Consider the following 24,990-nt stretch of genomic DNA (forward strand, 5'->3'; position numbering starts at 1 on the left):
CGGACTGATAGAGCTTCATCACGGGCTCCAGCTGGCGGGAGAAATGAGGGCTCACCTCCATCGCCAGACAGGCTTGGCTGACCAGGGCCAGCACACAGATCCAGATCCGCAACATGGTTATGACTCCAGTTTGAATTTGAGCGTGATGACTTGCACCAGCTTGTCGGTGGCGCCCGGTCTCGGCTGGTAGCGCCATTTGTTAATCGCCTGAATGGCCGCCCGCTCGAACTGACGCTTCGGCTTGGCCTCGACCACCTCCACATCCTGCACCCGGCCGTCTGCATCGACGCTGAAGCGCAAGGTCACCGACCCTTCGATGCCGGCCTGCTGGGCCCGATAGGGATAGACCGGCTCGATCCGCTGCAGCGGCATCAACATGTCGCCGGCACCGATCCCGACACCCTGCTGCTGGCCGTGGAAGTTGCCGCTCGCGACCGGGTTGGGGCTGGTTGCAACGCCAGGGGCATAGACCTGCACCGCACTGAGGCTGGAGACCAGATCCAGGCTCGGCTGCACCGAGGGCAGCGGGGCCGCCGCAGGCATAGGCAGCGGTGTCGAGGCCAGCGCGGCAGGCGGCTCCGGCAAGGGTTCCGGCTCCTGGGGTACCGGGCGCTCGCGCACCTGCACCTCGGTCACCTCGTTCTGCATATTGATGACGATGGATTTCTGCTCGGCGCTCGCCTTCTCCCCTCTGGGCGGCTCCACCAGGGTGGCCATGAACAGCAGGATCCCCAGACTGAGGGCAATCCCCAGTCCCAGGCTCATCAGCTTGTATTTCATTTCGTGGCCACCGCCACGGCGATGTTGGCGATGCCTGCCGCCTTGGCTTCATCCATCACCCGTACCACCTTGCCGTGGGGCACCCGCTCGTCGGCCTGGATCACCAGACTGGCATCAGGCTGTTCCGCCAGCAGGCGGGCGACGCTGGCCTGCACCCGCTCCACGTCGATCTGCTTGCGGTCGAGGAAGATCTGCCCCTGAGCGCCGATCGCCAGCATGATGCTGGAGGACTTCTGCGCCTTGGCCTGACTGGCCTGGGGCCTGTGCACCTCGAGCCCGGCTTCGCGCACGAAGGAGGTGGTGACAATAAAGAAGATCAACATGATGAAGACGATATCCAGCATGGGGGTCATGTCGATCTGCACTTCATCGCGCTGGCGTTTGGATTGCCGTCTCATTGCATTACCTTCTCTTCTCGCAGGCCGTCCCGGGTCTTGGCCAGCGCGCGCTTGGCCTGGCTCTCGAGTCGGCTGAGTAACAACACGCCGGAGAGAGCGACCACCATGCCAGCCATGGTAGGGATGGTGGCGCGGGAGATCCCACCCGCCATGCTCTCCGGGTTAAAGCGGTTGGCCGCGGCCAACGCATCGAATACGCCTATCATGCCGGTCACTGTACCCAGCAACCCCAGCATGGGGCAGAGCACCACCAGGGTGCGGATGAAGATCAGATGACGGTTGAGCTCAAGCTCGGCCTCGGCCAGCCAGCGCCCGCGAATCGCGCGAGCGTGCCAGCTGTGGCGCTCGCTGCGGGCCTGCCAGCGGCCAAGCAGCTGACGCTGCAACGGTGCAAACCCCAGGTTGAGGTAGAGCAGCCGCTCGATCATCAGAATCCACATCAGCACCAGCAAGGCCAGAATGACCCAGAGCACCGGGCCGCCACGGCCCATGAAACTCTGCAGCTGTTGCCAGATGTCGAGCATCATGCCACCCGCTCCATCCCGTCACGGTTGCTCTCGGCCCGCTCGGCCAAAATGCCGGCCACCTGCTGCTCCAGTACGTTGGAGAGTTCGGTGAAGCGGGATTGCAGCAGGCTGTGGGCCAGGATAAGCGGAATGGCCGCCACCAGACCCTGTACCGTGGTGACCAGCGCCATGGAGATGCCGCCCGCCATGATCTTGGGATCGCCGGTGCCGAACTGGGTGATGGCCTGGAAGGTGCCGATCATCCCGGTCACGGTACCGAGCAGGCCCAGCATGGGGGCAATGGCCGCGATCACCTTGACCATACCGATACCGCGCTCCATGCGAGGGGTCTCCTGCAGGATCGCCTCGTCGAGACGCAGCTCGAGGGTCTCCATACTCAGCTCGGGATGCTTGTCAGCCACCGTCAGCACCCGACCGAGGGCGTTGTCGGCATGATATTCGCCGCTCTTGAGCTGGCGACGAACCCGACCCAGTTCGCGGGAGAGGCTCCACAGCCGAACCCCGGCGATCCCCAGGCCGATGGCGGCCAGCAGCACGATAATGGCGCCAACCTGGCCGCCCTGCTGGACTTGCTGCCAGAAGGTGGGGGCTTGCGCCAGCATTGCCAGCAGGGTGCCGTGGGAGGGATCCAGCGGCAGCGCTTCCCCCTCCTGACCCTGATAGGCGGCCGCAGCGGAGAGCACGCTGCCGGGCAGACCCAGCACCGGGCTCAGGCCTTCGGCGGTTGGCTGCAGGAACCCCTGCTCGCCAAACAGCACGAAGCTGCCGATCCGGGTCAACGTCTGCTCGCTGGCAGCCCCCTGGGCATCCAGCACCTTGCCGTCGAACTGGGCAACCCGGCCCGATTCACGGATCTCCTGCAGCAGGGTGGCGGGCAGCAGGGCGAGGGCGGCGCGATCCGGCACCTGCTTCTCCTGCGCCATGGCCTTGAGCGGGGCGAGGCGCTCGGGGTATTGACCCTCGACGGCGGATTCGCTCAGCAGCTTGACCGCATCGCTGGCCCCCTGACGGGTCACCGCGAAGATCTCGTTCATGTCGCCGGAGGCCTGCTCCCACTGAGCATTGAGCTCCACCAGCTGCTTCTCGTTGCCGGCAAACTCGGCCGCCAGCTGCTTGCTCAGGCGCTGGGCCGCAGCCAGTTTGGCACGGGCACTGTTCAGCTCCTTGGAGACAGACGCCAGATCCTGCTGGGCCTGCTGCTCACGAGCCTGCTCCTGCTGCCGCCAGGCTTCATCGGCAACGGCAGTGGTGATGCCTAGGGAGAGGGCAATGGCGAGGGGGAACCACTTCATGGTGACGCTCATGACTGGGCCTCCTGACCACGGCTGACAGAAAGGGGGACATTCAACAACTGGGGAACCTTCTTGTCGGCAGCCATCTCCAGCGCCTCGGCAATGGGAGAGAGCCACTGGCTGTCGAGGGGCTGCCACTGCTTGCTCTGCGCAGACCAGCGCCAGGCCAGGGAGCGGTCGGCGGTCATCGCCAGCAGGGAGACCCGGCCCACCGCCAGCACATCGACCCGGCGCGGTGCGCCATCCAGCGCCAGCTCGGCAGAGTAGCTATCCAACCGGCTGCCGTATTCGGCTTCGATTTGGTAGGCCTGCAGCAGCTGGCGGAACTTCTCCGCCTCGCTCACGTCGGCGCGGGCCAGGGTCGCTTTCAACTGTTCAACCCGCGCCAGGCGATCTTCCTTGCGCAGCGGCATGTCATTTTGTACCAGCTGCTCCAGATCGGCCTGCATCTGCAGCATCAGCGGGATCAGGCCCTGCCGCGTCTCCTGTACCGCCTCCAGCTGCTGGCTCAGCTTGCCAAGCTCATTCTGCTGATCGGCCACCAGAGACTGCATGTAGCGGTTGTAGGCTTCCAGATCGCGCAGTTGCAGCTGGGCATTTTGCAGCTCCAGCCGGGCGGCAACGGCTGCATCGGCGGCTTTTTCCACGCGCTGCTGGGAGGCTTTCCCGGCGGCGATGCTGTTTTTCAGTGCCGGTGCGACCAACTCGTTGGCGCCAGCAGCGAAGTGGACTGACAGTGGCAACAAGGCCAAACCCCAAAACTTATTCATGATATAAATCTTAACAATGATAACTATTCTCATTGTCTCAAAGAGTCGGGCCAGTGGCAATCAGATGATTTTCTTGGCCTGCGGCTGAAAAAACAGGATACTTTTTAGACAAGCACGGGAATTACTGGCGTTGTTAGTCACAACACCATTCTAAATAACTAAAAAATGTCTTTTCGATCAGGATGATGAGTGGTCGAAAAAGGAGAGTTACATGTTTAACGATGCGATCTGGGAACACATAGATCGGTTCACCAAGGCCAAGAAAACGAGCGATATCCAGCAGCAACTGGAGCGCTTCAGCCATCAGATGGGCTTTGATTACTTTCGGCTGCTGATCATTTTTCCCATCAGCATGCAAAAGTCCCATGTGGCCTTGTTCAACAACTGTCCCACCAGCTGGTTTGACGCCTATTCGGAGCGCCACTACCTGACCCAGGATCCGGTCGTCTTCCTGGGACTGAAGCAGACCCAGCCCATCTTCTGGAACAAGCTAGATTGCGATTCCCCCTGGTTGCCCAGTGCCAGCCGGGAGGTGATGAATCTGGCCGCCGACTTCGGGGTGAGAAACGGCGTCTCCTTCCCGCTCCACACCCCGCAGGGGGAGCACGGCATCCTCTCCTTCATCAGCAAGGAGAAGTCCAATTCTGAACTGATGTTTGAAAACGCTCCCACACTGTCGTTTTGCGCCAGTTATATCTTCGGTGCGGCGCTGCAGTTGATAAAGCGCAGACCCGAGCTGATGAAGCACCTGACCGAGCTGTCGGACCGGGAGAAGGAGTGCCTGTTCTGGGCCAGCGAGGGTAAGACCTCCTGGGAGATCGCCACCATCCTCGGCATCAGCGAGCGTACCGTGAACTTCCACCTCAATCAGGTCACCAACAAGACCGACTCCAAGAACCGCAACCAGGCGATCGCCAAGAGCATCTCCAGCGGCATCATAGTGCCCTCCCTGGACGACGTGACCATCACCAACCTGCGGCTGTCATAACGGCCACTCGATCAGACAAACAAAAAGAGCCGCAATGCGGCTCTTCTTCATTTCTGGCGAGGGCTTATTCCACGGTCACGGATTTTGCCAGGTTGCGCGGCTGATCCACGTCGGTGCCCTTGATGAGGGCGACATGGTAGGAAAGCAGCTGCAACGGCACGGTGTAGACGATGGGCGCGATCACCTCTTCCACGTGGTTCAGGCTCATCACCCGCATGGTCTCGTCGCTCTTGAAGCCGGCGTCGGCATCGGCGAAGACGTAGAGGATACCGCCACGGGCGCGCACCTCTTCCACGTTGGACTTGAGCTTCTCCAGCAGGTCGTTGTTCGGCGCCACCACTATGATGGGCATCTCGGCATCGATCAGCGCCAGCGGGCCGTGCTTGAGCTCACCGGCAGCATAGGCCTCGGCGTGGATATAGGAGATCTCTTTCAGCTTGAGCGCCCCCTCCATGGCGATGGGGTACTGGCTGCCGCGACCGAGGAACAGGCTGTGGTGCTTGTCGGCAAACTCTTCGGCCAGGGTCTCGATCTGCTTGGCCAGCGCCAGGCCTTCCTTGATGCGCAGCGGCAGGGCCTGCAACGCCTTGACCAGCTCGGCTTCGGCGGCGGCACTCAGGTTGCCACGGCAGTGACCGACCGAGGCTACCAGCATCAACAGACCGGCCAGTTGGGTGGTGAACGCCTTGGTGGAGGCGACGCCTATCTCGGCACCGGCCCGGGTCATGAAGGCCAGGTCGGATTCACGCACCAGGGAGGAGCCCGGCACGTTGCAGATGGCCAGCGAGCTCATGTAGCCGGACTCCTTGGCCAGGCGCAGAGCGGCCAGGGTGTCGGCAGTCTCGCCGCTCTGGGAGAGGGTCACCAGCAGGCTGTTGGGGCGCACCACTGACTTGCGATAGCGGAACTCGGAGGCGATCTCCACGTCGCAGGAGACGCCGGCGATCTCCTCGAACCAGTAGCGGGCCACCATGCCGGAGTTGTAGGAGGTGCCGCAGGCCACGATCTGCACGTGTTCGACCTTGTCGAAGATGGCGCGGGCGCCGTTGCCGAAGGACTCGACCACCACGTGATCGCTGCCCAGACGGCCTTCCAGGGTGTTGGTGATGGCCTTGGGCTGCTCGTAGATCTCTTTCAGCATATAGTGGCGGTATTCGCCCTTGTCACCGGCATCGTGGGAGAGCTCGGACTCCAGCTCCTCACGTACCACGGCCTCGCCGTGGGTATCGAAGACATGCACGTCGCGACGGGTCACCTCGGCCACGTCCCCCTCTTCCAGGAAGATGAAGCGACGGGTCACCGGCAGCAACGCCATCTGGTCGGAGGCGATGAAGTTCTCACCGATGCCGCGGCCGATCACCAGGGGGGAGCCGGAGCGGGCCACCACCAGGCGGCTGTCGTCGCGGCTGTCCATCACGACGGTGCCGTAGGCGCCGCGCAGCTGCTTCACCGCAATCTGCATGGCGGCCAGCAGGCTAGGGGCGCTCTTCAGCTCGTGATGCACCAGATGGGCAATCACCTCGGTGTCGGTGTCGGAGCTGAACACATAGCCCAGCGCCTTCAACTCTTCCCGCAGCTCTTCGTGGTTCTCGATGATGCCGTTGTGTACCACCACGATATGCTCGGAGACGTGGGGGTGGGCGTTGCGCTCGGACGGCTCGCCGTGGGTCGCCCAGCGAGTGTGGGCGATGCCGGTGCCGCCGTGCACGGACTGCTCTTCGAGCGCCTTGGCCAGCTCGGCCACCTTGCCCAGACGGCGAACCCGCTGCAGCGGTCGATCGGCGCTGAACACGGCCACCCCGGCGGAGTCATAACCACGGTATTCCAGACGGCGCAGGCCCTCTACCAGGATTTCAGCCACATCACGTTGGGCGACGGCCCCGACGATGCCACACATAGACTTCTCCTTGAGACGTAAGACGTTAATTCGGTTGGATAATGGATTGTTTTGGTCACAGGGCCACGGGGGCGCAAATCAGCAGGATCCCCCTGGCCTGGATCTGTTCTCTGGCCTCGCTGGCCAACCCCTCGTCGGTCACCAGGGTATGGATGCCGGACCAGGGCAGTTCGAGATTGGGGATCTTGCGGCCTATCTTCTCCGACTCCACCATGACGATGACCTCCCGCGACACCTCGGCCATGACCCGGGAGAGACCCACCAGCTCGTTGAAGGTGGTGGTGCCTCGCTCAGGGTCTATGCCGTCGGCGCCGATGAACAACTGGTCGAAGTCATAGGAGCGCAGCACCTGCTCCGCCACCTGACCCTGGAAGGATTCGGAGTGGGGATCCCAGGTGCCGCCTGTCATCAGCAGGGTGGGTTCGTTCTCCAGCTCGCGCAGGGCGCCGGCCACGTTGAGGGAGTTGGTCATGACGATGAGGCCGCGCTTGCTGCCCAGCATGGGGATCATGGCGCTGGTGGTGCTACCGCTGTCGATGATGATGCGGTTGTGATCGCGGATCCGCTCGGCGGCGGCGCGGGCAATGGCCAGCTTTCGTTTCGAAACCTGATCAGGGTTGCTGTCCACCACCATCTCGCTGGGCAGGGGTACGGCACCGCCGTAGCGACGCAGCAACAGGCCACCGGTCTCCAGCACCGCCAGATCCTTGCGTATGGTCACTTCCGAGGTGGAGAAGTGTTTGGCCAGGGCGTCGACACTGACTTCACCCTGTTCCTGTACCAGGCTCACTATGGTGTGGCGACGCTGTTGAGTGTTGCGTTTGGTCATCGTTAAGTTTCGATTCGAAAGAATGGCGAAATATTAATGCCTTTTCGGGAAAAATCAAACGGCAAATAGGATCCGATTTGCTTCGATGCCAGAATGGGCAAGCCGATTTGCGACGAGGACGCCATGCAAAAACGACTCATCTGGCTGGTGGAAGACGAGACCAGCATTGCCGACACCCTGATCTACGCCCTGCAGACCGACGGTTTCGAGGTGGAGTGGTTCCCCCTCGGACAGCCGTTGCTGGCGCGACTGGAACAGACGCGACCGGATTTTTTGATCTTGGATGTGGGACTGCCGGACATCAGCGGTTTCGAGCTGTGCAAGCAGGTGCGGACCCTGACCGATATTCCCCTGATGTTTCTCACCGCCCGCAGCGAGGAGATAGACAGGCTGATCGGGCTGGAGATAGGGGCTGACGACTACGTGGCCAAGCCCTTCTCGCCCCGGGAGGTGTGCGCCAGGGTGCGGGTCATCCTGCGCCGCAGCCAGCCGGCCACGCCCCCACCGAGCCAGCTGCTGACTCTGGACGAGGAGCGGGCCCGCATCTGCCTCCACGGCCAGCCGCTGGCGCTCACCCGCTACGAATACCTGCTGCTCAAGACCCTGATGCTGGCGCCGGGCCGGGTCTATTCCCGCCAGCAGCTGATGGACCTGGTGTGGAGCGGGGCGGAGGAGAGCATGGATCGCACCGTGGACACCCATATCAAGACCCTGCGCGCCAAGCTGCGGGAGCGGGACCCTGACGCCAACCTGATCCTGACCCACCGCGGGCTGGGCTACAGCCTGGAGCTGGCATGAACTCAGGGTTGCCGGGCACCGGCAGGGGGATGAGATGAGAATCGGATTGCAACTGCTGTGCGGGCTGGTGCTGATCTTCGCCCTGGCCGCCTGGTTCGTGCTGGAGATCTTCGTCGAGGAGATAAAACCCGGGGTGCGCAGCGCCACCGAAGATACCCTGGTCGACATGGCCCAGATGCTAGCGCCGCTGGCCCTGGACGACATGCAGGAGGGCAGGATGGCGAATGGCCGGCTCGCCAGCGCCTTCGCCCGCCTCAACCAGAGCCCCATCAACGCCCTGATCGATGGTCACCTCAAGCAGCAGGCGGAGTACCGCATCTATGTGGTCGACCGCTGGGGCAAGGTAGTCTACGACTCGGACGGGGTGGATCTCGGCAAGGACTACTCGCGCTGGAACGACGTCTATCTGACCCTGCGGGGCGAATATGGCGCCCGCAGCACCCGCAGCGATCCGGACGATCCCGCAAGCTCGGTGATGCACGTGGCCGCCCCGCTGCGAGAAGGGGACGACATCCTGGGCTCCCTCACGGTCGCCAAACCCAACCGCACCCTGCTGCCCATGATAGAGCGCAGCGAACACCAGCTGCTACAGGGGGCGGCCCTGCTGCTGTTCATCTCGCTGCTCATCGGCGCCCTGCTGGTGTGGTGGCTCAACCGCGCCATCGGCAAGCTTGTGCACTACGCCGATGCGGTCAGCCAGGGGCAGCCTGCCAGCCTGCCGCGCCTCTACAGCCCGGAGCTGGATCGACTCGGCCGATCCCTGGAAACCATGCGCCGCCAGCTGGACGGCAAGGCCTACATCGAAGCCTATGTCCACAGCCTGACCCACGAGCTCAAGAGCCCGCTGGCGGCCATTCGCGGGGCAGGGGAGATCCTGGCCGAGGCACCGCCGGCCGAAATAGCGACGCACTTTATCGGCAACATCAATCTGGAGACGGCCCGCATGCAGCAGCTGATCGAGCGCATGTTGCAACTGGCCAGACTGGAATCTGGGCAGGGGCTGGACAGACAATCAGTCGAGCCGGCCCGGCTGGGCAGACGGGCGCTCGACGCCCGCCAGATAGTCGCAGCCCGTCGCCATGTGGCCCTGACGGCAGAGCTCGCCGACGCCCCCAGGCAGAAGTGGGATCCCCTGCTGGTGGAGCAGGCCCTCGGCAACCTGCTGGACAACGCCCTCGACTTCTCACCCGCCGGGGGGCATATCCGGCTGAGTGGCGCCATGGAGCAGGGGGGTTACTGCTTCCGGGTGCGGGATCAGGGACCAGGTATTCCCGACTTTGCGCTGCCCAGGATTTTCGAGCGCTTCTATTCGCTGCCCAGACCCGACAAGGGCAAGAGCAGCGGCCTCGGGCTCAGCTTCGCCACTGAGGTGGCGCGCCAGCACGGCGGCCGGCTGACCCTTGCCAACCAGCCGGACGGCGGCGTGCTGGCAGAGCTCTGGCTGCCCGGCAACTGAGGGCACTTCACACTGAGCACACAGAGCCGGGCTAAGCTGCGCCTCCTCGATGACGACCTTCCCCGTCGATGCGCATTCCCATGAATCAAGGAGAGAGTGATGCCCCGTATGCTGTTGTCCGGCCTGCTTGCCGCCGGCCTCTTCTGTGCCCTGCCCGCCAGCGCCGCCTCTGGTTGCATGCTGTTTGCCGATGCCACCGGCAAACCCCTCAGCACCCAGGGGGAGTGTGCCGCCCAGTTGACCCCGGCCTCCACCTTCAAGATCCCGCTGGCCCTGATGGGCTATGACAGCGGCTTCCTGGTGGATGAACAGCTGCCCGCCCTGCCGTTCAAACCCGGTGACCCTGACTTCCTGCCGGTGTGGAAGCAGACCACCACCCCAAGCCGCTGGATGCAATTCTCGGTCATCTGGTACTCACAGCGCCTCACCGAGTGGCTGGGAGAGGCGCGCTTCCAGCACTATGTCGACCGCTTCGACTACGGCAACCGGGATCTCTCGGGCAACCCGGGCAAGCACGACGGTCTGACCCAGGCCTGGCTCAGCTCCAGCCTCGCCATCAGCCCCCAGGAGCAGGCCCGCTTCCTCGGCAAGATGGTGAGCGGCAAGCTGCCGGTCTCCGCCCAGACCCTGCGCCATACCGCCAACCTGATGCGTCAACCCGGCATCGACGGTTGGCAGATCCACGGCAAGACCGGTATGGGTTACCCCAAGCTGCTGGATGGCAGTCTGGACAGGGAGCAGCAGATCGGCTGGTTCGTCGGCTGGGCCAGCAAGCAGGACAAGAAGCTCATCTTCGTCCACACCGTCATCCAGAAGCCGGGTAAACAGTTTGCCTCCCTGAAGGCCAGGGACGAGGTATTTGCCGCCCTGCCGGTCGAGCTGAAGAAGTTGTAATGCCAACAAGAACCGGCGCCTGGCGCCGGTTTTTTTACCCCCTTCACCACCCCTTCACACAGCCCCACCTTCCCTTCACCCGACCCCGGCACACTCCCTTTCAACCACAAGGAGATGAGTCATGGTCAAACAGATTTTCAACCACAAGATCTTTCTGCTGCTGTTGCTCAGCCTGCTGCTGATGGTGCCGGTGCAATCCATCATGGAGCTGAACCGGGAGCGCCAGGCTTATCGCTCAGAAGCCATCCAGCAAATCATGGCCAGCACCAGCGGGCCGCAACGGCTGCTGGGGCCGATCGTGGTACAGCCGTACACAAGCGAGAACATCCTGATCGATGGTGAGGAATCCCGGCGAGAAGTGGAAACCCTCTATCGCTACCTCCTACCGGAACAGCTGGATGCTACTGTCGACATGGAAGTTACTCCGCGCAAACTGGGGATTTACCAAACCCAACCATATCAGGCCAACGTCACTCTGACCGGTCAATTACCTTCGCTCCCTGATTGGCAACCTCCGCGCAACAGCCTACCCGGCCAGCCCTATCTCAGCCTGGTCGTCTCCGATGCCCGCGGCATCACCCAGATCCCGGCCATCACCCTCGCCAACGAACCACTGGCCGTCATCCCAGGAGCCCGTCTTGGCACCTTGTCCGGCGTGCATGTCCCGCTGACGACCAAACAACAGCAAGGAGGGCGTTTCGAGGTAAGGTTTTCCCTGCAGGGCATGGAGAAATTCTCCCTGATCCCGATAGGCCGTGACAGCAAGCTGACCCTCTCTGGTAACTGGCCTCATCCCAATTTTCTCGGTGACTTCCTGCCGACCAGCCGCAAGGTACAAGAGAAAGGATTCAACGCTCACTGGCAGACCAGCTGGTTTGCCACTGATATGGAAAATCAGTTCCACGACTCAATCTTCGGGCCCTCAGAAAAGCTGCCTAGTTTCAGCGTCAGCCTGGTGCAACCGGTGGATCACTATCAGCTTAACGAGCGGGCCGCCAAGTATGCCCTGCTGTTCATCGGCCTCACCTTCCTCAGCTTCTTCATGTTCGAGCTGCTCAGGGGGCTGCGGGTGCACCCGATCCAGTACGCCCTGGTGGGCATGGGGCTGGCCATCTTCTATCTGGTGCTGCTGGCGCTGACCGAGCATCTGGGCTTTGCCTGGGCCTATCTGATTGCCGCCCTGGCCAGCGTGGCCCTCAACGGCTTCTACCTGAGTCATGTGCTGGGCGGCCCGAAACAGGGTATGGGATTCTCAGCCCTGCTCGGGCTGGTCTACGCCATCCTGTTCGGCTTGCTGCAGGCCGAGGAGACAGCCCTGCTGCTCGGCGCCCTGCTGCTGTTCGCCATACTGACGCTTGTCATGGTGCTGACCCGCAAGCTGGACTGGTACCGGGTGATGAGCCGCCCGGACGACCAAATCCCCGCAGCTGAACAGGCAGACTGAAAACAAAACCGGCGCCATCAGGCGCCGGTTTGCATTTCATTGATCGGGCATCACTTCTTCTTGACCGGGCGGGCCCAGTTCTGGATGTGACGCTGGGGCACCCGGGTGATCACCAGCTCGTTCTCCGCCACGTCCTTGGTGATGGTCGAACCCGCCCCCAGGGTCGCCCCCTTGCCGATGCGCACCGGCGCCACCAGCTGGGTATCGGAGCCGACAAAGACGTCGTCCTCGATGATGGTCTGGAACTTGTTCACCCCGTCGTAGTTGCAGGTGATGGTGCCGGCACCGATATTCACCTTGGCACCGATCTCCGCATCCCCCAGATAGGTGAGGTGACCGCACTTGGAGCCCACCCCGAGGCGCGCCTTCTTCATCTCGACGAAGTTGCCGACGTGGGCATCCTGCTCCAGCACGGCGCCGGGGCGCAGACGGGTGAAGGGACCGACCGAGCACTGATCCGCGATCTGTGCCCCTTCGATGACGGAGTAGGGTTTCACCTCGGTGTGGTCGCCAATCACGCAATCCTTCAGCACGCTGCCGGCCCCGATGTGGACATGGTTGCCGAGCACCACCTTGCCTTCGATGATGACGTTGACATCGATCACCACCTCTTCCCCGATCTCCAGGGTGCCCCGCAGATCGAAACGGGCGGGGTCGATCAGGGTGGCGCCGGCGATCATCAGCTTCTCGGCCTGCATCTGCTGGTAGCTGCGTTCGAGCTGGGCCAGCTGCACCCTGTTGTTGGCCCCTTCCACTTCCATGGCGTCGTCCGGGTGGACGGCGGCGATGGGGCAGTTGTCGGCATGGGCCATGGCAATCACGTCAGTCAGATAGAACTCGCCCTGGGCATTCTTGTTGTCCAGACGCGACAGCCAGCTGCGCAGCTGGCCGCCGTTCGCCACCAGCACGCCGGTGTTCACCTCGCGGATGGCGAGCTGCTCGGCGTTGGCATCCTTCTGCTCGACGATGCCGACCACCTGACCGTTGCTGCGCACGATGCGGCCATAGCCGGTCGGGTTGTCCAGCACCACGGTCAGCAGGGCCATTCCACCTGCCGCCTTGGCGGCCAGCAGCCGTTGCAGGGTCTCCGGCTGGATCAGCGGGGTATCGCCATAGAGCACCAGCACATCGTCTTCGTCGTTCCAGAAGGGGATGGCCTGAGCCACCGCGTGGCCGGTTCCCAGCTGCTGGGCCTGCAGTACCCAGTTCACATCTTCCGCGACGATCCGCTCCTTCAGCAGCTCGGCACCGTGGCCATAGACCAGATGCAGCTGTTCGGCACCGATCTGGCGAGCGGTATCGATCACATGGGAGACCATGGGCTTGTTGGCCACGGGGTGCAGCACCTTGGGGAGAACAGAACGCATACGAGTACCTTTACCCGCAGCCAGGATCACGACATTGAGAGACATAGCTAGCCTTTGAAACAGGTGGAAATGCTAGGCGGAGTCTATCCAACGGGCAAAAAAAAAGCGACCCGAAGGTCGCTTTTTGCATCACCGTGATTAGCGGTAATTCTTTTTGACGATATCGATAACCCGCAGCTGGGCCATCGCTTTGGCCAGCTCGGCAGATGCCTGAGCGTAGTCGATATCACCATGGGAGCTGTTGATCCGCTCTTCGGCGCGACGCTTGGCTTCCTGGGCTTTCGCCTCATCCAGGTCGTCGGCACGAATGGCGGTATCGGCCAGCACGGTCACGGCTTCGGGTTGTACTTCCAGCATGCCGCCGGAGATGTACAGCACCTCTTCGCTACCATTTTGCTTGATCAAGCGGACCAGGCCCGGCTTGATGGCAGTCAGCAACGGAGCATGACCGTGGCGGAGACCCAGCTCACCTTCGGAGCCTGATACCTGGGCAGATTGCACCCGACCGGAAAACAGTTTTCCTTCGGCGCTCACCACATCCAGGTGAAAGGAGATCATCTCAGCCATGGGCCCTCCTATCGAGGCTTACAGTTTCTTGGACTTCTCGACGACTTCGTCGATGCCGCCAACCATGTAGAACGCCTGCTCGGGCAGATCGTCGTACTCGCCCTTCAGGATGCCCTGGAAGCCACGGATGGTTTCCTTCAGCGGCACGTACTTGCCCGGAGAACCGGTAAATACTTCGGCCACGAAGAACGGCTGGGACAGGAAACGCTCGATCTTACGGGCACGGGCTACGGTCAGTTTGTCTTCTTCTGACAGTTCATCCATACCCAGGATGGCGATGATGTCCTTCAGCTCCTTGTAGCGCTGCAGCACGGTCTGGACACCACGAGCGGTCTCGTAGTGCTCCTTGCCTACCACCAGCGGATCCAGCTGACGGGAGGTGGAGTCCAGCGGGTCAACGGCCGGGTAGATACCCAGTGCCGCGATCTGACGGGACAGTACGACGGTCGCATCCAGGTGGGCGAAGGTGGTCGCCGGAGACGGGTCGGTCAAGTCATCCGCAGGGACGTAAACGGCCTGTACGGAGGTGATGGAACCGGTCTTGGTGGAGGTGATGCGCTCTTGCAGAACACCCATCTCCTCGGCCAGGGTCGGCTGGTAGCCTACTGCGGAGGGCATACGGCCCAGCAGTGCGGATACCTCAGTGCCCGCGAGCGTGTAACGGTAGATGTTGTCCACGAAGAACAGCACGTCACGACCCTCGTCACGGAACTTCTCGGCCATGGTCAGGCCGGTCAGCGCCACGCGCAGACGGTTTCCGGGCGGCTCGTTCATCTGACCGTAAACCAGAGATACCTTGTCCAGTACGTTGGACTCCATCATCTCGTGGTAGAAGTCGTTACCCTCACGGGTACGCTCGCCCACACCGGCGAACACGGAGTAACCGCTGTGCTCGATCGCGATGTTACGGATCAGCTCCATCATGTTGACGGTCTTGCCTACACCGGCGCCGCCGAACAGACCAACCTTACCACCCTTGGCGAACGGACATACCAGGTCGATAACCTTGATGCCGGTCTCCAGCAGCTCGGTGCTGTTGGACTGATCTTCGTAGCTGGGGGCTTCGCGGTGGATGGACCAACGCTCTTCTTCGCCGATCGGGCCCTTCTCGTCGATGGGATCGCCCAGTACGTTCATGATACGGCCCAGGGTCGAGGTACCGACCGGTACCTGGATGGCCTTGCCGCTGTTAACTACTTCCAACCCACGACGCAGACCGTCGGAGGAACCCATGGTGATGCAACGCACGACGCCGCCGCCGATCTGTTGCTGAACTTCCAGTACCAGACCCTGGCCTTGGCCTTCGCTGACAACCTTCAGTGCATCGTACACCTGGGGCACGGCATTCTGCGGGAACTCGATGTCCACCACAGCGCCGATGATTTGGACGATGAAACCGTTACTCATGTCAAATCCTCTAAACCTTTGATAACCCTTGCCTTACACCGCGGCAGCACCGGAAACGATCTCTGTGAGCTCCTGGGTAATACTGGCCTGACGGGCCTTGTTGTATACCAGTTGCAGATCGTTAATCAGGTTGCCGGCGTTGTCAGTCGCGGCTTGCATGGCAACCATTCGGGCTGCCTGTTCACTTGCCAAGTTTTCTACCACACCCTGGTAGACCTGGGATTCGACGTAGCGAATCAGCAGGGTATCCAGCAGTTGCTTGGGATCCGGCTCATAGAGGTAGTCCCAGTGGTGCTTCTTGGCGAGCTTGCTGTCTTCTGTTACGGGCAAAGGCAGCAGTTGATCGACTTTTGGTTGCTGAACCATGGTGTTGACGAACTTGTTGTACACCAGATACAGCCTGTCAATCTCACCGTTGTCGTAAGCCTTCAGCATGACCTTCACTGAACCAATCAGGTCATTGACGCTCGGGTTGTCACCCAGTCCGGAGACATGGGCTTTCACCTTGGCGCCGTGCCGTTCAAAGAAGTTGGAGGCCTTGTTACCGATCAGTGCCAGGTCAACCTTGGCACCGTTCGCGCTCCATTGCTTCATATCGTTGAGGGCAGCCTTGAACAGGTTGATGTTCAAACCGCCACACAGGCCACGGTCGGTGGAGACGACGATGTAACCCACTCGCTTCACCTCACGTTCCATGAGGTAGGGGTGCTTGTATTCCAAGTTCCCCTGGGCGATATGGCCGATCACCTTGCGCATGGTTTCAGCGTACGGACGGCTGGCAGACATGCGTTCCTGCGCACGGCGCATCTTGCTCGCTGCCACCATTTCCATAGCGCTGGTGATCTTCTGAGTGTTCTTCACACTCCCGATCTTGTTACGTATCTCTTTTGCGCCGGCCATCTCTTCTCTCCATCAGGTGGCAGCTTGCGCTGCCACACACGCTTACCAGGTCTGGGTTGCCTTGAAGTCATCCAGCAACGCAGTCAGCTTGCCAACGATCGCATCGTTGTAGTCAGCCTTGGCATTGATTTCAGCCATCAGCTCACCATGCTGGGTATTGGCGTAAGAGAGCAGAGCGGCTTCGAAGTCGACGATCTTGCTCAGTTCGACATCGGCGAGATAACCCTTCTCGGCGGCGAACAGCACCAGGGATTGCTGGGCCACGCTCATCGGAGAGTACTGCTTCTGCTTCATCAGCTCGGTCACTTTCTGACCGTGATCCAGCTGCTTGCGGGTCGCATCGTCCAGATCGGAGGAGAACTGGGCGAAGGCCGCCAGCTCGCGGTACTGGGCCAGCGCGGTACGGATACCACCGGACAGCTTCTTGACGATCTTGGTCTGAGCCGCACCACCCACACGGGATACGGAGATACCCGGGTCAACCGCCGGACGGATGCCGGAGTTGAACAGCTGGGAGGTCAGGAAGATCTGGCCGTCGGTGATGGAGATCACGTTGGTCGGAACGAACGCGGAGACGTCGCCGGCCTGGGTTTCGATGATCGGCAGGGCGGTCAGAGAACCGGTCTGGCCTTTCACGGCACCCTTGGTGAACTTCTCGACGTACTCGGCGTTCACGCGAGCGGCACGCTCGAGCAGACGGGAGTGCAGATAGAAGACGTCACCCGGATAGGCTTCGCGTCCAGGCGGACGGCGCAGCAGCAGGGAGATCTGGCGATAGGCAACGGCCTGCTTGGACAGGTCATCATAGATGATCAGCGCGTCTTCACCGCGGTCACGGAAGTACTCACCCATGGAGCAACCGGCATAGGGAGCCAGGTACTGCAGGGCGGCGGCTTCGGAGGCAGAGGCGACGACGACGATGGTGTTGGCCAGGGCACCGTGCTCTTCCAGCTTGCGCACCACGTTGGCGATGGTGGAGGCCTTCTGGCCGATCGCAACGTAGACGCACTTAATGCCGGAGTCTTTCTGGTTGATGATGGTGTCGATGGCGATGGCGGTCTTACCTACCTGACGGTCACCGATGATCAGCTCACGCTGGCCACGACCGATGGGGATCATGGCATCGATGGCTTTCAGACCGGTCTGGACTGGCTGGTCAACAGACTTACGCTCGATAACGCCCGGGGCGATCACTTCGATCGGCGAGTAGCCGTCGTGTTCTACCGGACCCTTACCGTCGATCGGCTGACCCAGGGTGTTGACCACCCGGCCCAACAGACCACGACCGACCGGCACTTCCAGAATACGGCCGGTACCCTTTACCTTCATCCCTTCCGCCAGGTTGGCATAGGGACCCATGACAACGGCACCAACGGAGTCACGCTCCAGGTTCAATGCCAGAGCGAAGCGGTTGCCCGGCAGCTCGATCATCTCACCCTGCATGGCATCGGCCAGACCGTGGATACGAATGATACCGTCGCTCACAGAGACGATGGTACCCTCGTTACGCGCTTCGCTTTTGACATCAAACTGCGCAATGCGCTGCTTGATCAGCTCGGCGATTTCAGTGGAATTCAGTTGCATGCTCTAATACCCCAATCAAGATTGCAGCGCATCGGCCATGCGATCCAGCTTACCGCGGACCGTGCCGTCGATAACGAGATCACCGGCCTTGATGAGCACCCCGGCCATCAAGGACGCATCTGTGCTGCAATTCAGCTTCACTTTGCGCGCGAGACGTTGTTCCAGAGAAGCCTGAATATTGGCTTTCTGCTGGTCGGTCAGTTCGATCGCCGAAATCACGTCAGCCTGAACTTCTTTGTCCAGTTCAGCCTTGAGCGCGACGAATTCGGCAACGACCGCCGGCAGCACACCCAAGCGACCATTCTCGGCCATCACCCGGATCAGGTTCTGACCGTGCTCGTTGAGCTGCTCACCGCAGACACCGACAAACAGGTTTGCCAGTTCTTCGGCAGCCACGGAGCCGTTTACCAGGTTGTGGATGGTCTCGTTCTCTGCCACCTGAGCGGCGAAATCGAGCATCTCCAGCCATTGGTCAACCGCCTTGTGCTCAACGGCAAACTCGAAAGCAGCCTTGGCGTAGGGGCGAGCGATTGTAGTCAGTTCAGACATAGCCCCGTTCCCGTTACAGTTCTGCTACCAGTTTGTCGACGATGTCGCTGTTGGCAGCCTGGTCGATTTGGCGTGCCAGGATCTTCTCTGCACCCGCGATGGCAAGAGCAGCAACCTGCTTGCGCAGTTCTTCTTTGGCACGATGACGTTCAGCTTCGATCTCTGCACGGCCCTGAGCCAGGATTTTTTCCCGCTCTGCTTGAGCTCCGACAGCGGCCTCGTCAATGATCTGGGCTTTGCGTTTGTTGGCCTGATCGATGATTTCAGCAGCCTGAAGCTTGGCTTCTTTCAGCTGATCGGTGGCGTTGGCCTTGGCCAGCTCCAGATCTTTCTTGGCACGCTCTGCAGAAGAGAGGCCGTCAGCGATTTCTTTCTGACGGGCTTCGATGGCAGCCATCAGCGGCGGCCATACGTACTTCATGCAAAACACTACGAAGATGAAAAAAGCAACTGCTTGGCCGAGGAGGGTGGCGTTGATATTCACAGCCGATGTCCTCTTTAGTTAGTTAATGGGTTCTGCGTGAGTCGAGACGACTTAGGCAACCGCAAACATCACGTACAGACCCAGACCAACGGCGATCATCGGGATCGCATCCACCAGACCCATCACGATGAAGAACTGGGTACGCAGAACAGGGATCAGGTCAGGTTGGCGAGCCGCACCTTCCAGGAACTTGCCACCCAGGATACCGATACCGATGGAGGCGCCGATAGCCGCCAGACCCATCATCATTGCAGCAGCGATGTACAGCAGGTCCATGTTCAAGTTTTCCATGAGGATCTCCATTTATTTAGATGTAATTGATTGTATAAAAAGGATTATTTGAGTTGCATCAACCATGGTCTTCCTGCGCCATCGACAGATAGACGATGGTCAGAACCATGAAGATAAACGCCTGCAAAGTGATGATCAGGATGTGGAAGATTGCCCAAGGCACGGACAGGATCCACTGTGACCACCAGGGTAACAAACCCGCAATCAGGATGAAGATCAGTTCGCCAGCATACATGTTGCCGAACAGTCGCAGACCCAATGAAACAGGCTTGGAAATCAACGTGACGGTTTCAAGGATGAAGTTAACCGGGATGGCAGCAGGGTGGTTGAAAGGCTGAAGCGTCAGCTCCTTCACGAACCCGCTGATACCCTTGACCTTGATGCTGTAGTACAGGATCAAGAAGAACACGCCCAAAGCCATGGACATGGTGATGTTAACGTCAGCAGAGGGAACCACACGCAGATAGGGAACACCCATCAACTGTGCAGCGTGAGGGATAAAGTCAACGGGGATCAGGTCCATGAAGTTCATCAGGAAGATCCACACGAACACCGTCAGAGCCAAAGGCGCGATGACCTTGTTGCGACCATGAAAGATGTCTTTGACGTTACCATTCACAAACTCGACCAGCATCTCCACAAAGCACTGAAGCTTACCGGGCACACCGCTGGTGGCCTTGACGGCAACCTTGCGGAACAACCAGATAAACAGGGCGCCTAGCACGACGGAAAATATCATGGAATCGATATTCACCGTCCAGAACCCGGACCCTACTTGCAAATGGGTCAGGTGGTGGGAGATATATCCCTGAGGAGTCAGGACTTCTCCGGTTGCAGACATGAGTTTTCCTAATAGTGGTTGTTAAGCGTGAATGAAACTATCCACTGTACAACGAGGGCGAGGATATAAGTGGCGAAGAACGAGACGGTGTCGACCTCGATCCCGGCGCCAAACATCAGGGCGAAAAGTCCTGTTGTAGTAATGAGCTTAATCCCTGCCCCACCATAAAAGTCCCGCAAGACCAGGCCCACGCTCTCTTTCGTCACCTTGCGGCGCAGAACCCAGAGCGTGAACAGGGCCTGAGGAACCCAGTACATCCCCCCTCCGTAGAGAGAGGATTGTCCGGCAAAGACCCCCTTCTGATAAAACCAGACGGAGCCGATTGCCAGGATCAGGATGAGCTGACAAACGAGCATAGCCAAGGCCAGCGTCAAACCTTCCAAGGCTATTTTCTGCTTCACCAACCTACCCCTGAACATTACAGAACTGTAAAAAATCGGGATCCGAAGACCCCAGGTTCACAGCTCGAAAAGCCGGTCAAATTATACCCGTGGAGACGGCTATTGCAACATGGCAAAAATCCTTAATTTTTGCGGCTTTCCGCGCGAAATTAAGGTTATGTTCATAACGAAAGGAATGGATGTTTTATTACTACAAAAAGCGTAAAAATCACGATTCTGACAGGCCAAAATAGCCCAATACCCGGTCCAAATCCGCTAAGTTATCGTAACTAATTACTAACTTGCCGCTATCTTTTTTGCCCGGCTGAAGTTGCACCTGATTGCCAATTTTTTCTGAAATCTGGCGCTCGAGATAACCAAACTGGGGATCGCGGACAGGCTCGACCCTGGTTTTTGCCGGTTCCAGCGCTTTTTGCACCAGCTTCTCGGTATCTCGCACTGTCAGCCCCTTCTGGGACACCAGTTTGGCCAGCTCGGACTGGGCCGGGCCGCTCAGGGCCAGCAGGGCACGGGCATGGCCCATGTCGAGATCGCCATGCTCCACGAAGCGCTTCACGTCCTCGTTGAGCTGGTTGAGGCGCAACAGGTTGGTCACCGTGGTGCGGGACTTGCCCACCGCATCGGCCACCTGCTGATGGGTCAGTTCGAACTCGGTCAGCAGGCGCTGCAGGGCGACCGCCTCCTCGATGGCGTTGAGATCCTCGCGCTGGATGTTCTCGATCAGCGCGATGGCGACAGCCGCCTCGTCAGGCACCTCCTTGACCAGGCAGGGTACCACCTCGAGCCGGGCCAGCTGGGAGGCACGCCAGCGCCGTTCACCGGCGATGATCTCGAATCGATTCTCGCCGATGGAGCGTACCACTATGGGCTGAATCACACCTTGCGCACGGATGGAGTTGGCCAGATCCTCCAGCGCATCCTGTGACATGTCCTTGCGGGGCTGGTACTTGCCGGACTGCAGCCACTCCACCGGCAGCTTGCGCAGCTCGCCCTGATTGGCGGGGGCCATGGCTTGTTCGGTACGCTGGTCGCTCATCACCTGTTTCTGGCGGGCGGCCGTGCTGGTGCTGAGCAGGGCGTCCAGCCCCTTGCCCAACCCACGTTTCTTCGGCGTCATAGGCTCTCTCGATCTGCGGTGATCGGCTGGAATTCCTGCTCCTGGCGACGCAGGATCTCGCCAGCCAGGGCCAGATAGGCCTTGGCTCCCACCGATGATTTGTCATAGTGCATGGCCGGAGCGCCAAAGCTCGGCGCCTCCGCCAGTCTTACGTTGCGGGGGATGATGGTGCGGTAGACCTTGTCCCCGAAATGCTGTTTCAGCTGATCGGACACATCATTGGCCAGCCGGTTGCGGTGATCGAACATGGTGCGCAGCACCCCCTCGATCTTCAGCTCCGGATTGACCACGGCTGCCAGCTTGCTGATGGTGTCCACCAGGGCGGTGAGCCCTTCCAGCGCATAGTATTCGCACTGCATGGGTACCAGCACGGAGTCGGCGGCGGCCATGGCGTTGACGGTCAGCATGTTGAGAGAGGGCGGGCAGTCGATGAAGACGTAGTCGTACTTGTCCCGGACCGAGGCCAGGGCGTTGCGCAGGCGGATCTCGCGGGCAAAGAACTCCATCAGGCGGATTTCTGCCGCGGTCACGTCGGCATTGGCGGCGATCAGGTGATAGCCTCCCGAGGTCTCGGGGATGATCACCTCGCCGATGGGGGCATCTTCGATCAGCAGTTCATAGGCGGTGCGTTCGACATCGTACTTGTCGACACCGCTGCCCATGGTGGCATTGCCCTGCGGATCCAGATCGATCACCAGCACCTTGCGCCGGGTGGCGGCCATGGAGGCGGCCAGATTCACACAGGTGGTGGTTTTACCCACTCCACCCTTCTGGTTGGCTATGGCAATGACTTTTCCCACACTGTCCCCTAAATGAATGCGGCGGCCCTATTCGGGCTGGATGGCTTTAAACTCCAGCAGATGGCGCTCGCCTTCCAGTTCCGGCACCACCAGCTTGTGGGTGGCGACCAGACGAATGCTGGCAGGCAACTGTGCCAGTTCCTGCTCGGGGTACTGTCCCTTGAGCGCCAGGAAGCTGCCCTCGGGTGACGGCAGATGATGGCACCAGCTCAGCATGTCCTCCAGGGAGGCGAAGGCCCGGCTCAGTACACCATCAAATCCCGTCTCGGGTTGATACTCCTCCACCCGGGATTTGACAGGGGTCACATTGGTCAACCCCAGCTCCAGGATCACCTGGCGGATGAAGTTGATCCGCTTGCCCAGGCTGTCGAGCAGCACAAACTCTTTGTCCGGATTGATGATGGCCAGCGGCAGGCCGGGCAGGCCCGGGCCGGTCCCCACATCGATGAAACGCTTACCCTGCAGGTGAGGGCTCACCACCAGGCTGTCGAGGATATGCTTGACCAGCATGGCGTCCGGATCTCGCACCGAGGTGAGATTGTAAGCCTTGTTCCACTTGTGCAGCAACTCGACCAACTGCACCAACTGGGTCTTCTGGGTATCGGTGATAACAATGCCGGCCTGCATGAGCAGGCCGTTCAATCTTTCCAGCTTGTTTTCCAACGGGGAATTCCTCAGGCGGTTTTACGCAGCAGGCCGTGTTTCTTCAGGTGTACCAGCAGGATGGAGATGGCGGCCGGGGTAATGCCGGAGATGCGGGAAGCCTGACCTATGGTCTCTGGCTTGGCATCGTTCAGCTTGGCGATCACCTCGTTGGAGAGACCATTCACGTCGCGGTAGTTCATGTCCAGCGGCAGCAGGGTGTTCTCGTTGCGCAGCTGCTTCTCCACCTCGTCGTGCTGACGCTCGATGTAACCGGCATACTTGATCTGGATCTCCACTTGGTCGGCGGCGGCGGCGTCTGCCAGGGCAGGGCCCACACCCTCGATGGCCATCAAGGCATCGTAGGTCACTTCGGGGCGACGCAGCAGCTCTTCCAGGCTCTGCTCCCGGGTCAGCGGGGTGTTGACCAAGGCATTGACGGCCTCCAGAGATGGATGTTGCGGGTGGATCCAGGTCGAGCGCATGCGCTGGCGCTCCTGCTCCACCTGTTCCACCTTGGCGTTGAACAGGCTCCAGCGATGATCGTCCACCAGACCCAGCTCGCGACCGATGGCAGTCAGGCGCAGATCGGCGTTATCTTCCCGCAGCAGCAGGCGATATTCGGCACGGCTGGTGAACATGCGATAGGGTTCGCGGGTCCCCAGGGTGGAGAGGTCGTCCATCATCACGCCCATGTAGGCCTGATCCCGGCGCGGGTGCCAGGCTTCCTTGCCCTGGGCGCGCAGACCGGCGTTCAGACCGGCCATCAGCCCCTGGGCGGCGGCCTCTTCATAGCCTGTGGTGCCGTTGATCTGGCCGGCGAAGAACAGGTTCTCGATGCACTTGCTCTCCATGTTGGCCTTGAGATCCCGCGGATCGAAGAAGTCGTATTCGATCGCGTAGCCCGGGCGGGTGATGTGGGCGTTCTCGAAGCCGCGGATCGAGCGGACGATCTGCACCTGCACGTCGAACGGCAGGCTGGTGGAGATCCCGTTCGGGTAGAGCTCGTGGGTGGTGAGGCCTTCCGGCTCGACGAAGATCTGGTGCGCCGTCTTGTCGGCGAAGCGGGTGATCTTGTCCTCGATCGACGGGCAGTAGCGCGGGCCAATGCCTTCGATCACCCCGGCGTACATGGGGCTGCGATCCAGGTTGTTGCGGATCACCTCGTGGGTCTGCTCGTTGGTATGGGTCACGTAGCAGGGCACCTGGCGCGGATGCTGGCTGGCGTTGCCGATGAAGGAGAAAACAGGGCGAGGATCGTCGCCATGCTGCTCCTGCATCACGGAGAAATCGACGGTGCGGGCATCGATGCGCGGCGGCGTGCCCGTCTTGAGACGATCGATGCGCAGCGGCATTTCACGCAGGCGCTGGGCCAAGGCGATCGAGGGAGGATCCCCGGCGCGACCGCCCTTGTAGTTTTCCATCCCGATGTGGATCAGGCCGTTCAGGAAGGTGCCGACGGTCAGTACGACCGTCTTGCCACCGATGCGGATCCCGCTCTGGGTAACGACACCGGCCACCCGATCCCCGTCCATGATGAGATCGTCGCAGGCCTGCTGGAAGATCTTCAGGTTCGGGTAGTTCTCCAGCGTCTGGCGCACCACCGCCTTGTAGAGCAGGCGATCCGCCTGGGCACGGGTAGCCCGTACGGCAGGCCCCTTGGAAGAGTTGAGCGTGCGGAACTGGATCCCGCCGAGATCGATGGCCTGGGCCATGACTCCACCGAGGGCATCCACTTCCTTGACCAGGTGTCCCTTGCCGATCCCGCCAATCGCCGGATTGCAGGACATATGCCCCAGCGTGTCTATGTTGTGGGTCAGCAACAGGGTGTTGAGGCCCATACGGGCAGCTGCTGTCGCTGCTTCTGTGCCTGCGTGACCGCCACCGACGACGATCACATCAAATTGTTCATGGTATTGCATTGGGGATCACCTTGATCTGCACGCCTGAAGATCGTTGTTTGCCTG

General features: G+C 60.7%; 27 protein-coding genes (1 of these 27 running past the window's edge). 5 read left to right on the plus strand and 22 right to left on the minus strand.

Annotation, left to right across the window (positions count from 1 at the left end):
* The 6 genes in view from I6L39_RS06485 to I6L39_RS06510 are tightly spaced (at most 2 nt apart) and all read right to left on the minus strand, a layout consistent with a single transcriptional unit that may run on beyond the window.
* On the minus strand, nt 1-115 hold the start of the coding sequence (locus tag I6L39_RS06485; protein ID WP_216991357.1) for a hypothetical protein. The gene continues 1,064 nt to the left of window position 1, outside the view; the window shows 115 of its 1,179 coding nt (coding positions 1-115); the start codon lies at nt 113-115; its stop codon lies off the left edge, out of view.
* Between the two features lie 2 nt (nt 116-117).
* A complete protein-coding gene (locus I6L39_RS06490) occupies nt 118-780 on the minus strand; it encodes an energy transducer TonB (protein ID WP_216991358.1) in 663 nt (220 codons plus the stop codon).
* Nucleotides 777-1,178: a biopolymer transporter ExbD gene (locus I6L39_RS06495; RefSeq protein WP_216991359.1), complete on the minus strand. Its 402-nt coding sequence runs from the start codon at nt 1,176-1,178 to the stop codon at nt 777-779. Before I6L39_RS06495 ends, I6L39_RS06490 begins: the two co-directional genes overlap by 4 nt.
* Nucleotides 1,175-1,705, minus strand: coding sequence for a MotA/TolQ/ExbB proton channel family protein (locus tag I6L39_RS06500; protein WP_005307253.1), 531 nt, complete (start codon nt 1,703-1,705; stop codon nt 1,175-1,177). Before I6L39_RS06500 ends, I6L39_RS06495 begins: the two co-directional genes overlap by 4 nt.
* Nucleotides 1,702-3,009, minus strand: coding sequence for a MotA/TolQ/ExbB proton channel family protein (locus I6L39_RS06505; RefSeq protein ID WP_216991360.1), 1,308 nt, complete (start codon nt 3,007-3,009; stop codon nt 1,702-1,704). Before I6L39_RS06505 ends, I6L39_RS06500 begins: the two co-directional genes overlap by 4 nt.
* Nucleotides 3,006-3,767 carry a DUF3450 domain-containing protein gene (locus tag I6L39_RS06510; protein ID WP_216991361.1) on the minus strand — a complete coding sequence of 254 codons (762 nt, stop codon included), beginning with the start codon at nt 3,765-3,767 and terminating at the stop codon, nt 3,006-3,008. The genes I6L39_RS06505 and I6L39_RS06510 overlap by 4 nt, the downstream gene beginning before the upstream one ends.
* A 211-nt stretch (nt 3,768-3,978) precedes the next feature.
* Between I6L39_RS06510 and I6L39_RS06515 the strand changes: the two genes are divergently transcribed.
* Complete coding sequence (locus tag I6L39_RS06515; RefSeq protein WP_042079092.1) at nt 3,979-4,755, plus strand: LuxR family transcriptional regulator; 777 nt, start codon at nt 3,979-3,981, stop codon at nt 4,753-4,755.
* A gap of 64 nt (nt 4,756-4,819) precedes the next feature.
* Here I6L39_RS06515 and glmS read toward each other — a convergent pair whose 3' ends face one another.
* Both glmS and I6L39_RS06525 read right to left on the minus strand, forming a co-directional pair.
* Nucleotides 4,820-6,652, minus strand: a complete 1,833-nt coding sequence (gene glmS / locus I6L39_RS06520; protein WP_216991362.1) for a glutamine--fructose-6-phosphate transaminase (isomerizing) — start codon at nt 6,650-6,652, stop codon at nt 4,820-4,822.
* Between the two features lie 55 nt (nt 6,653-6,707).
* Entirely contained in the window at nt 6,708-7,481 is a 774-nt protein-coding gene (locus I6L39_RS06525) for a DeoR/GlpR family DNA-binding transcription regulator (RefSeq protein ID WP_216991363.1), read from the minus strand.
* 123 nt (nt 7,482-7,604) lie between these two features.
* Here I6L39_RS06525 and blrA point away from each other — a divergent pair, with 123 nt between their 5' ends.
* The 4 genes from blrA to creD all read left to right on the plus strand — a co-directional run bounded on the left by blrA (nt 7,605) and on the right by creD (nt 12,073).
* Nucleotides 7,605-8,279: a beta-lactam response regulator transcription factor BlrA gene (blrA, locus tag I6L39_RS06530; protein ID WP_216991364.1), complete on the plus strand. Its 675-nt coding sequence runs from the start codon at nt 7,605-7,607 to the stop codon at nt 8,277-8,279.
* A gap of 34 nt (nt 8,280-8,313) precedes the next feature.
* On the plus strand, nt 8,314-9,735 hold the full coding sequence (blrB, locus tag I6L39_RS06535; protein WP_216991365.1) for a beta-lactam sensor histidine kinase BlrB: 1,422 nt from the start codon (nt 8,314-8,316) through the stop codon (nt 9,733-9,735).
* 99 nt (nt 9,736-9,834) lie between these two features.
* Complete coding sequence (blaOXA, locus tag I6L39_RS06540) at nt 9,835-10,629, plus strand: class D beta-lactamase (protein ID WP_216991366.1); 795 nt, start codon at nt 9,835-9,837, stop codon at nt 10,627-10,629.
* Between the two features lie 121 nt (nt 10,630-10,750).
* Nucleotides 10,751-12,073, plus strand: a complete 1,323-nt coding sequence (gene creD / locus I6L39_RS06545) for a cell envelope integrity protein CreD (protein ID WP_216991367.1) — start codon at nt 10,751-10,753, stop codon at nt 12,071-12,073.
* A 50-nt stretch (nt 12,074-12,123) separates the two neighbouring features.
* Here creD and glmU read toward each other — a convergent pair whose 3' ends face one another.
* From glmU to mnmG, 14 genes are all read right to left on the minus strand, one after another.
* Entirely contained in the window at nt 12,124-13,485 is a 1,362-nt protein-coding gene (gene glmU / locus I6L39_RS06550) for a bifunctional UDP-N-acetylglucosamine diphosphorylase/glucosamine-1-phosphate N-acetyltransferase GlmU (protein WP_216991368.1), read from the minus strand.
* Nucleotides 13,486-13,578: 93 nt separating this feature from the next.
* Nucleotides 13,579-14,007, minus strand: a complete 429-nt coding sequence (locus tag I6L39_RS06555; RefSeq protein ID WP_010672259.1) for a F0F1 ATP synthase subunit epsilon — start codon at nt 14,005-14,007, stop codon at nt 13,579-13,581.
* Between the two features lie 18 nt (nt 14,008-14,025).
* Complete coding sequence (atpD, locus tag I6L39_RS06560) at nt 14,026-15,414, minus strand: F0F1 ATP synthase subunit beta (RefSeq protein WP_010672260.1); 1,389 nt, start codon at nt 15,412-15,414, stop codon at nt 14,026-14,028.
* Between the two features lie 33 nt (nt 15,415-15,447).
* Nucleotides 15,448-16,314: a F0F1 ATP synthase subunit gamma gene (gene atpG, locus I6L39_RS06565; protein ID WP_042079084.1), complete on the minus strand. Its 867-nt coding sequence runs from the start codon at nt 16,312-16,314 to the stop codon at nt 15,448-15,450.
* Between the two features lie 42 nt (nt 16,315-16,356).
* Nucleotides 16,357-17,898, minus strand: a complete 1,542-nt coding sequence (atpA, locus tag I6L39_RS06570) for a F0F1 ATP synthase subunit alpha (RefSeq protein ID WP_042079083.1) — start codon at nt 17,896-17,898, stop codon at nt 16,357-16,359.
* A gap of 15 nt (nt 17,899-17,913) precedes the next feature.
* Nucleotides 17,914-18,447 (minus strand): F0F1 ATP synthase subunit delta, encoded by a 534-nt coding sequence (atpH, locus tag I6L39_RS06575; RefSeq protein WP_042079082.1) that lies wholly within the window; start codon nt 18,445-18,447, stop codon nt 17,914-17,916.
* Between the two features lie 13 nt (nt 18,448-18,460).
* Nucleotides 18,461-18,931 carry a F0F1 ATP synthase subunit B gene (atpF, locus tag I6L39_RS06580; protein WP_010672264.1) on the minus strand — a complete coding sequence of 157 codons (471 nt, stop codon included), beginning with the start codon at nt 18,929-18,931 and terminating at the stop codon, nt 18,461-18,463.
* 51 nt (nt 18,932-18,982) lie between these two features.
* Nucleotides 18,983-19,222, minus strand: a complete 240-nt coding sequence (gene atpE, locus I6L39_RS06585; protein WP_010672265.1) for a F0F1 ATP synthase subunit C — start codon at nt 19,220-19,222, stop codon at nt 18,983-18,985.
* Nucleotides 19,223-19,280: 58 nt separating this feature from the next.
* On the minus strand, nt 19,281-20,063 hold the full coding sequence (atpB, locus tag I6L39_RS06590; protein ID WP_010672266.1) for a F0F1 ATP synthase subunit A: 783 nt from the start codon (nt 20,061-20,063) through the stop codon (nt 19,281-19,283).
* An 8-nt stretch (nt 20,064-20,071) separates the two neighbouring features.
* Nucleotides 20,072-20,482 (minus strand): ATP synthase subunit I, encoded by a 411-nt coding sequence (locus tag I6L39_RS06595; protein WP_042079080.1) that lies wholly within the window; start codon nt 20,480-20,482, stop codon nt 20,072-20,074.
* 190 nt (nt 20,483-20,672) lie between these two features.
* Nucleotides 20,673-21,581, minus strand: coding sequence for a ParB/RepB/Spo0J family partition protein (locus I6L39_RS06600; protein ID WP_042079079.1), 909 nt, complete (start codon nt 21,579-21,581; stop codon nt 20,673-20,675).
* Nucleotides 21,578-22,381 (minus strand): ParA family protein, encoded by an 804-nt coding sequence (locus I6L39_RS06605; protein ID WP_209794776.1) that lies wholly within the window; start codon nt 22,379-22,381, stop codon nt 21,578-21,580. The genes I6L39_RS06600 and I6L39_RS06605 overlap by 4 nt, the downstream gene beginning before the upstream one ends.
* Before the next feature lie 27 nt (nt 22,382-22,408).
* Nucleotides 22,409-23,008 carry a 16S rRNA (guanine(527)-N(7))-methyltransferase RsmG gene (rsmG, locus tag I6L39_RS06610; protein WP_216991759.1) on the minus strand — a complete coding sequence of 200 codons (600 nt, stop codon included), beginning with the start codon at nt 23,006-23,008 and terminating at the stop codon, nt 22,409-22,411.
* A 47-nt stretch (nt 23,009-23,055) separates the two neighbouring features.
* Complete coding sequence (gene mnmG / locus I6L39_RS06615) at nt 23,056-24,945, minus strand: tRNA uridine-5-carboxymethylaminomethyl(34) synthesis enzyme MnmG (protein WP_216991369.1); 1,890 nt, start codon at nt 24,943-24,945, stop codon at nt 23,056-23,058.
* Nucleotides 24,946-24,990 lie beyond the last annotated feature (45 nt).

Origin of the sequence: Aeromonas sp. FDAARGOS 1409 (assembly GCF_019048705.1) — a bacterium.
GTDB classification, from domain to species: Bacteria; Pseudomonadota; Gammaproteobacteria; order Enterobacterales; family Aeromonadaceae; genus Aeromonas; species Aeromonas sanarellii.

Coding starts and splice junctions, on each gene's coding strand:
- I6L39_RS06490 (WP_216991358.1), bottom strand. CDS start 780: ATGAAATACAAGCTGATGAGCCTGGGACTGGGGATTGCCCTCAGTCTG.
- I6L39_RS06515 (WP_042079092.1), top strand. CDS start 3,979: ATGTTTAACGATGCGATCTGGGAACACATAGATCGGTTCACCAAGGCC.
- blaOXA (WP_216991366.1), top strand. CDS start 9,835: ATGCCCCGTATGCTGTTGTCCGGCCTGCTTGCCGCCGGCCTCTTCTGT.
- atpB (WP_010672266.1), bottom strand. CDS start 20,063: ATGTCTGCAACCGGAGAAGTCCTGACTCCTCAGGGATATATCTCCCAC.
- atpD (WP_010672260.1), bottom strand. CDS start 15,414: ATGAGTAACGGTTTCATCGTCCAAATCATCGGCGCTGTGGTGGACATC.
- rsmG (WP_216991759.1), bottom strand. CDS start 23,008: ATGCAGGCCGGCATTGTTATCACCGATACCCAGAAGACCCAGTTGGTG.
- I6L39_RS06525 (WP_216991363.1), bottom strand. CDS start 7,481: ATGACCAAACGCAACACTCAACAGCGTCGCCACACCATAGTGAGCCTG.
- I6L39_RS06555 (WP_010672259.1), bottom strand. CDS start 14,007: ATGGCTGAGATGATCTCCTTTCACCTGGATGTGGTGAGCGCCGAAGGA.
- mnmG (WP_216991369.1), bottom strand. CDS start 24,945: ATGCAATACCATGAACAATTTGATGTGATCGTCGTCGGTGGCGGTCAC.
- glmU (WP_216991368.1), bottom strand. CDS start 13,485: ATGTCTCTCAATGTCGTGATCCTGGCTGCGGGTAAAGGTACTCGTATG.
- glmS (WP_216991362.1), bottom strand. CDS start 6,652: ATGTGTGGCATCGTCGGGGCCGTCGCCCAACGTGATGTGGCTGAAATC.
- I6L39_RS06510 (WP_216991361.1), bottom strand. CDS start 3,767: ATGAATAAGTTTTGGGGTTTGGCCTTGTTGCCACTGTCAGTCCACTTC.
- atpH (WP_042079082.1), bottom strand. CDS start 18,447: ATGTCTGAACTGACTACAATCGCTCGCCCCTACGCCAAGGCTGCTTTC.
- atpG (WP_042079084.1), bottom strand. CDS start 16,314: ATGGCCGGCGCAAAAGAGATACGTAACAAGATCGGGAGTGTGAAGAAC.
- atpE (WP_010672265.1), bottom strand. CDS start 19,222: ATGGAAAACTTGAACATGGACCTGCTGTACATCGCTGCTGCAATGATG.
- blrA (WP_216991364.1), top strand. CDS start 7,605: ATGCAAAAACGACTCATCTGGCTGGTGGAAGACGAGACCAGCATTGCC.
- creD (WP_216991367.1), top strand. CDS start 10,751: ATGGTCAAACAGATTTTCAACCACAAGATCTTTCTGCTGCTGTTGCTC.
- blrB (WP_216991365.1), top strand. CDS start 8,314: ATGAGAATCGGATTGCAACTGCTGTGCGGGCTGGTGCTGATCTTCGCC.
- I6L39_RS06500 (WP_005307253.1), bottom strand. CDS start 1,705: ATGATGCTCGACATCTGGCAACAGCTGCAGAGTTTCATGGGCCGTGGC.
- atpA (WP_042079083.1), bottom strand. CDS start 17,898: ATGCAACTGAATTCCACTGAAATCGCCGAGCTGATCAAGCAGCGCATT.
- I6L39_RS06595 (WP_042079080.1), bottom strand. CDS start 20,482: ATGTTCAGGGGTAGGTTGGTGAAGCAGAAAATAGCCTTGGAAGGTTTG.
- I6L39_RS06600 (WP_042079079.1), bottom strand. CDS start 21,581: ATGACGCCGAAGAAACGTGGGTTGGGCAAGGGGCTGGACGCCCTGCTC.
- I6L39_RS06495 (WP_216991359.1), bottom strand. CDS start 1,178: ATGAGACGGCAATCCAAACGCCAGCGCGATGAAGTGCAGATCGACATG.
- I6L39_RS06505 (WP_216991360.1), bottom strand. CDS start 3,009: ATGAGCGTCACCATGAAGTGGTTCCCCCTCGCCATTGCCCTCTCCCTA.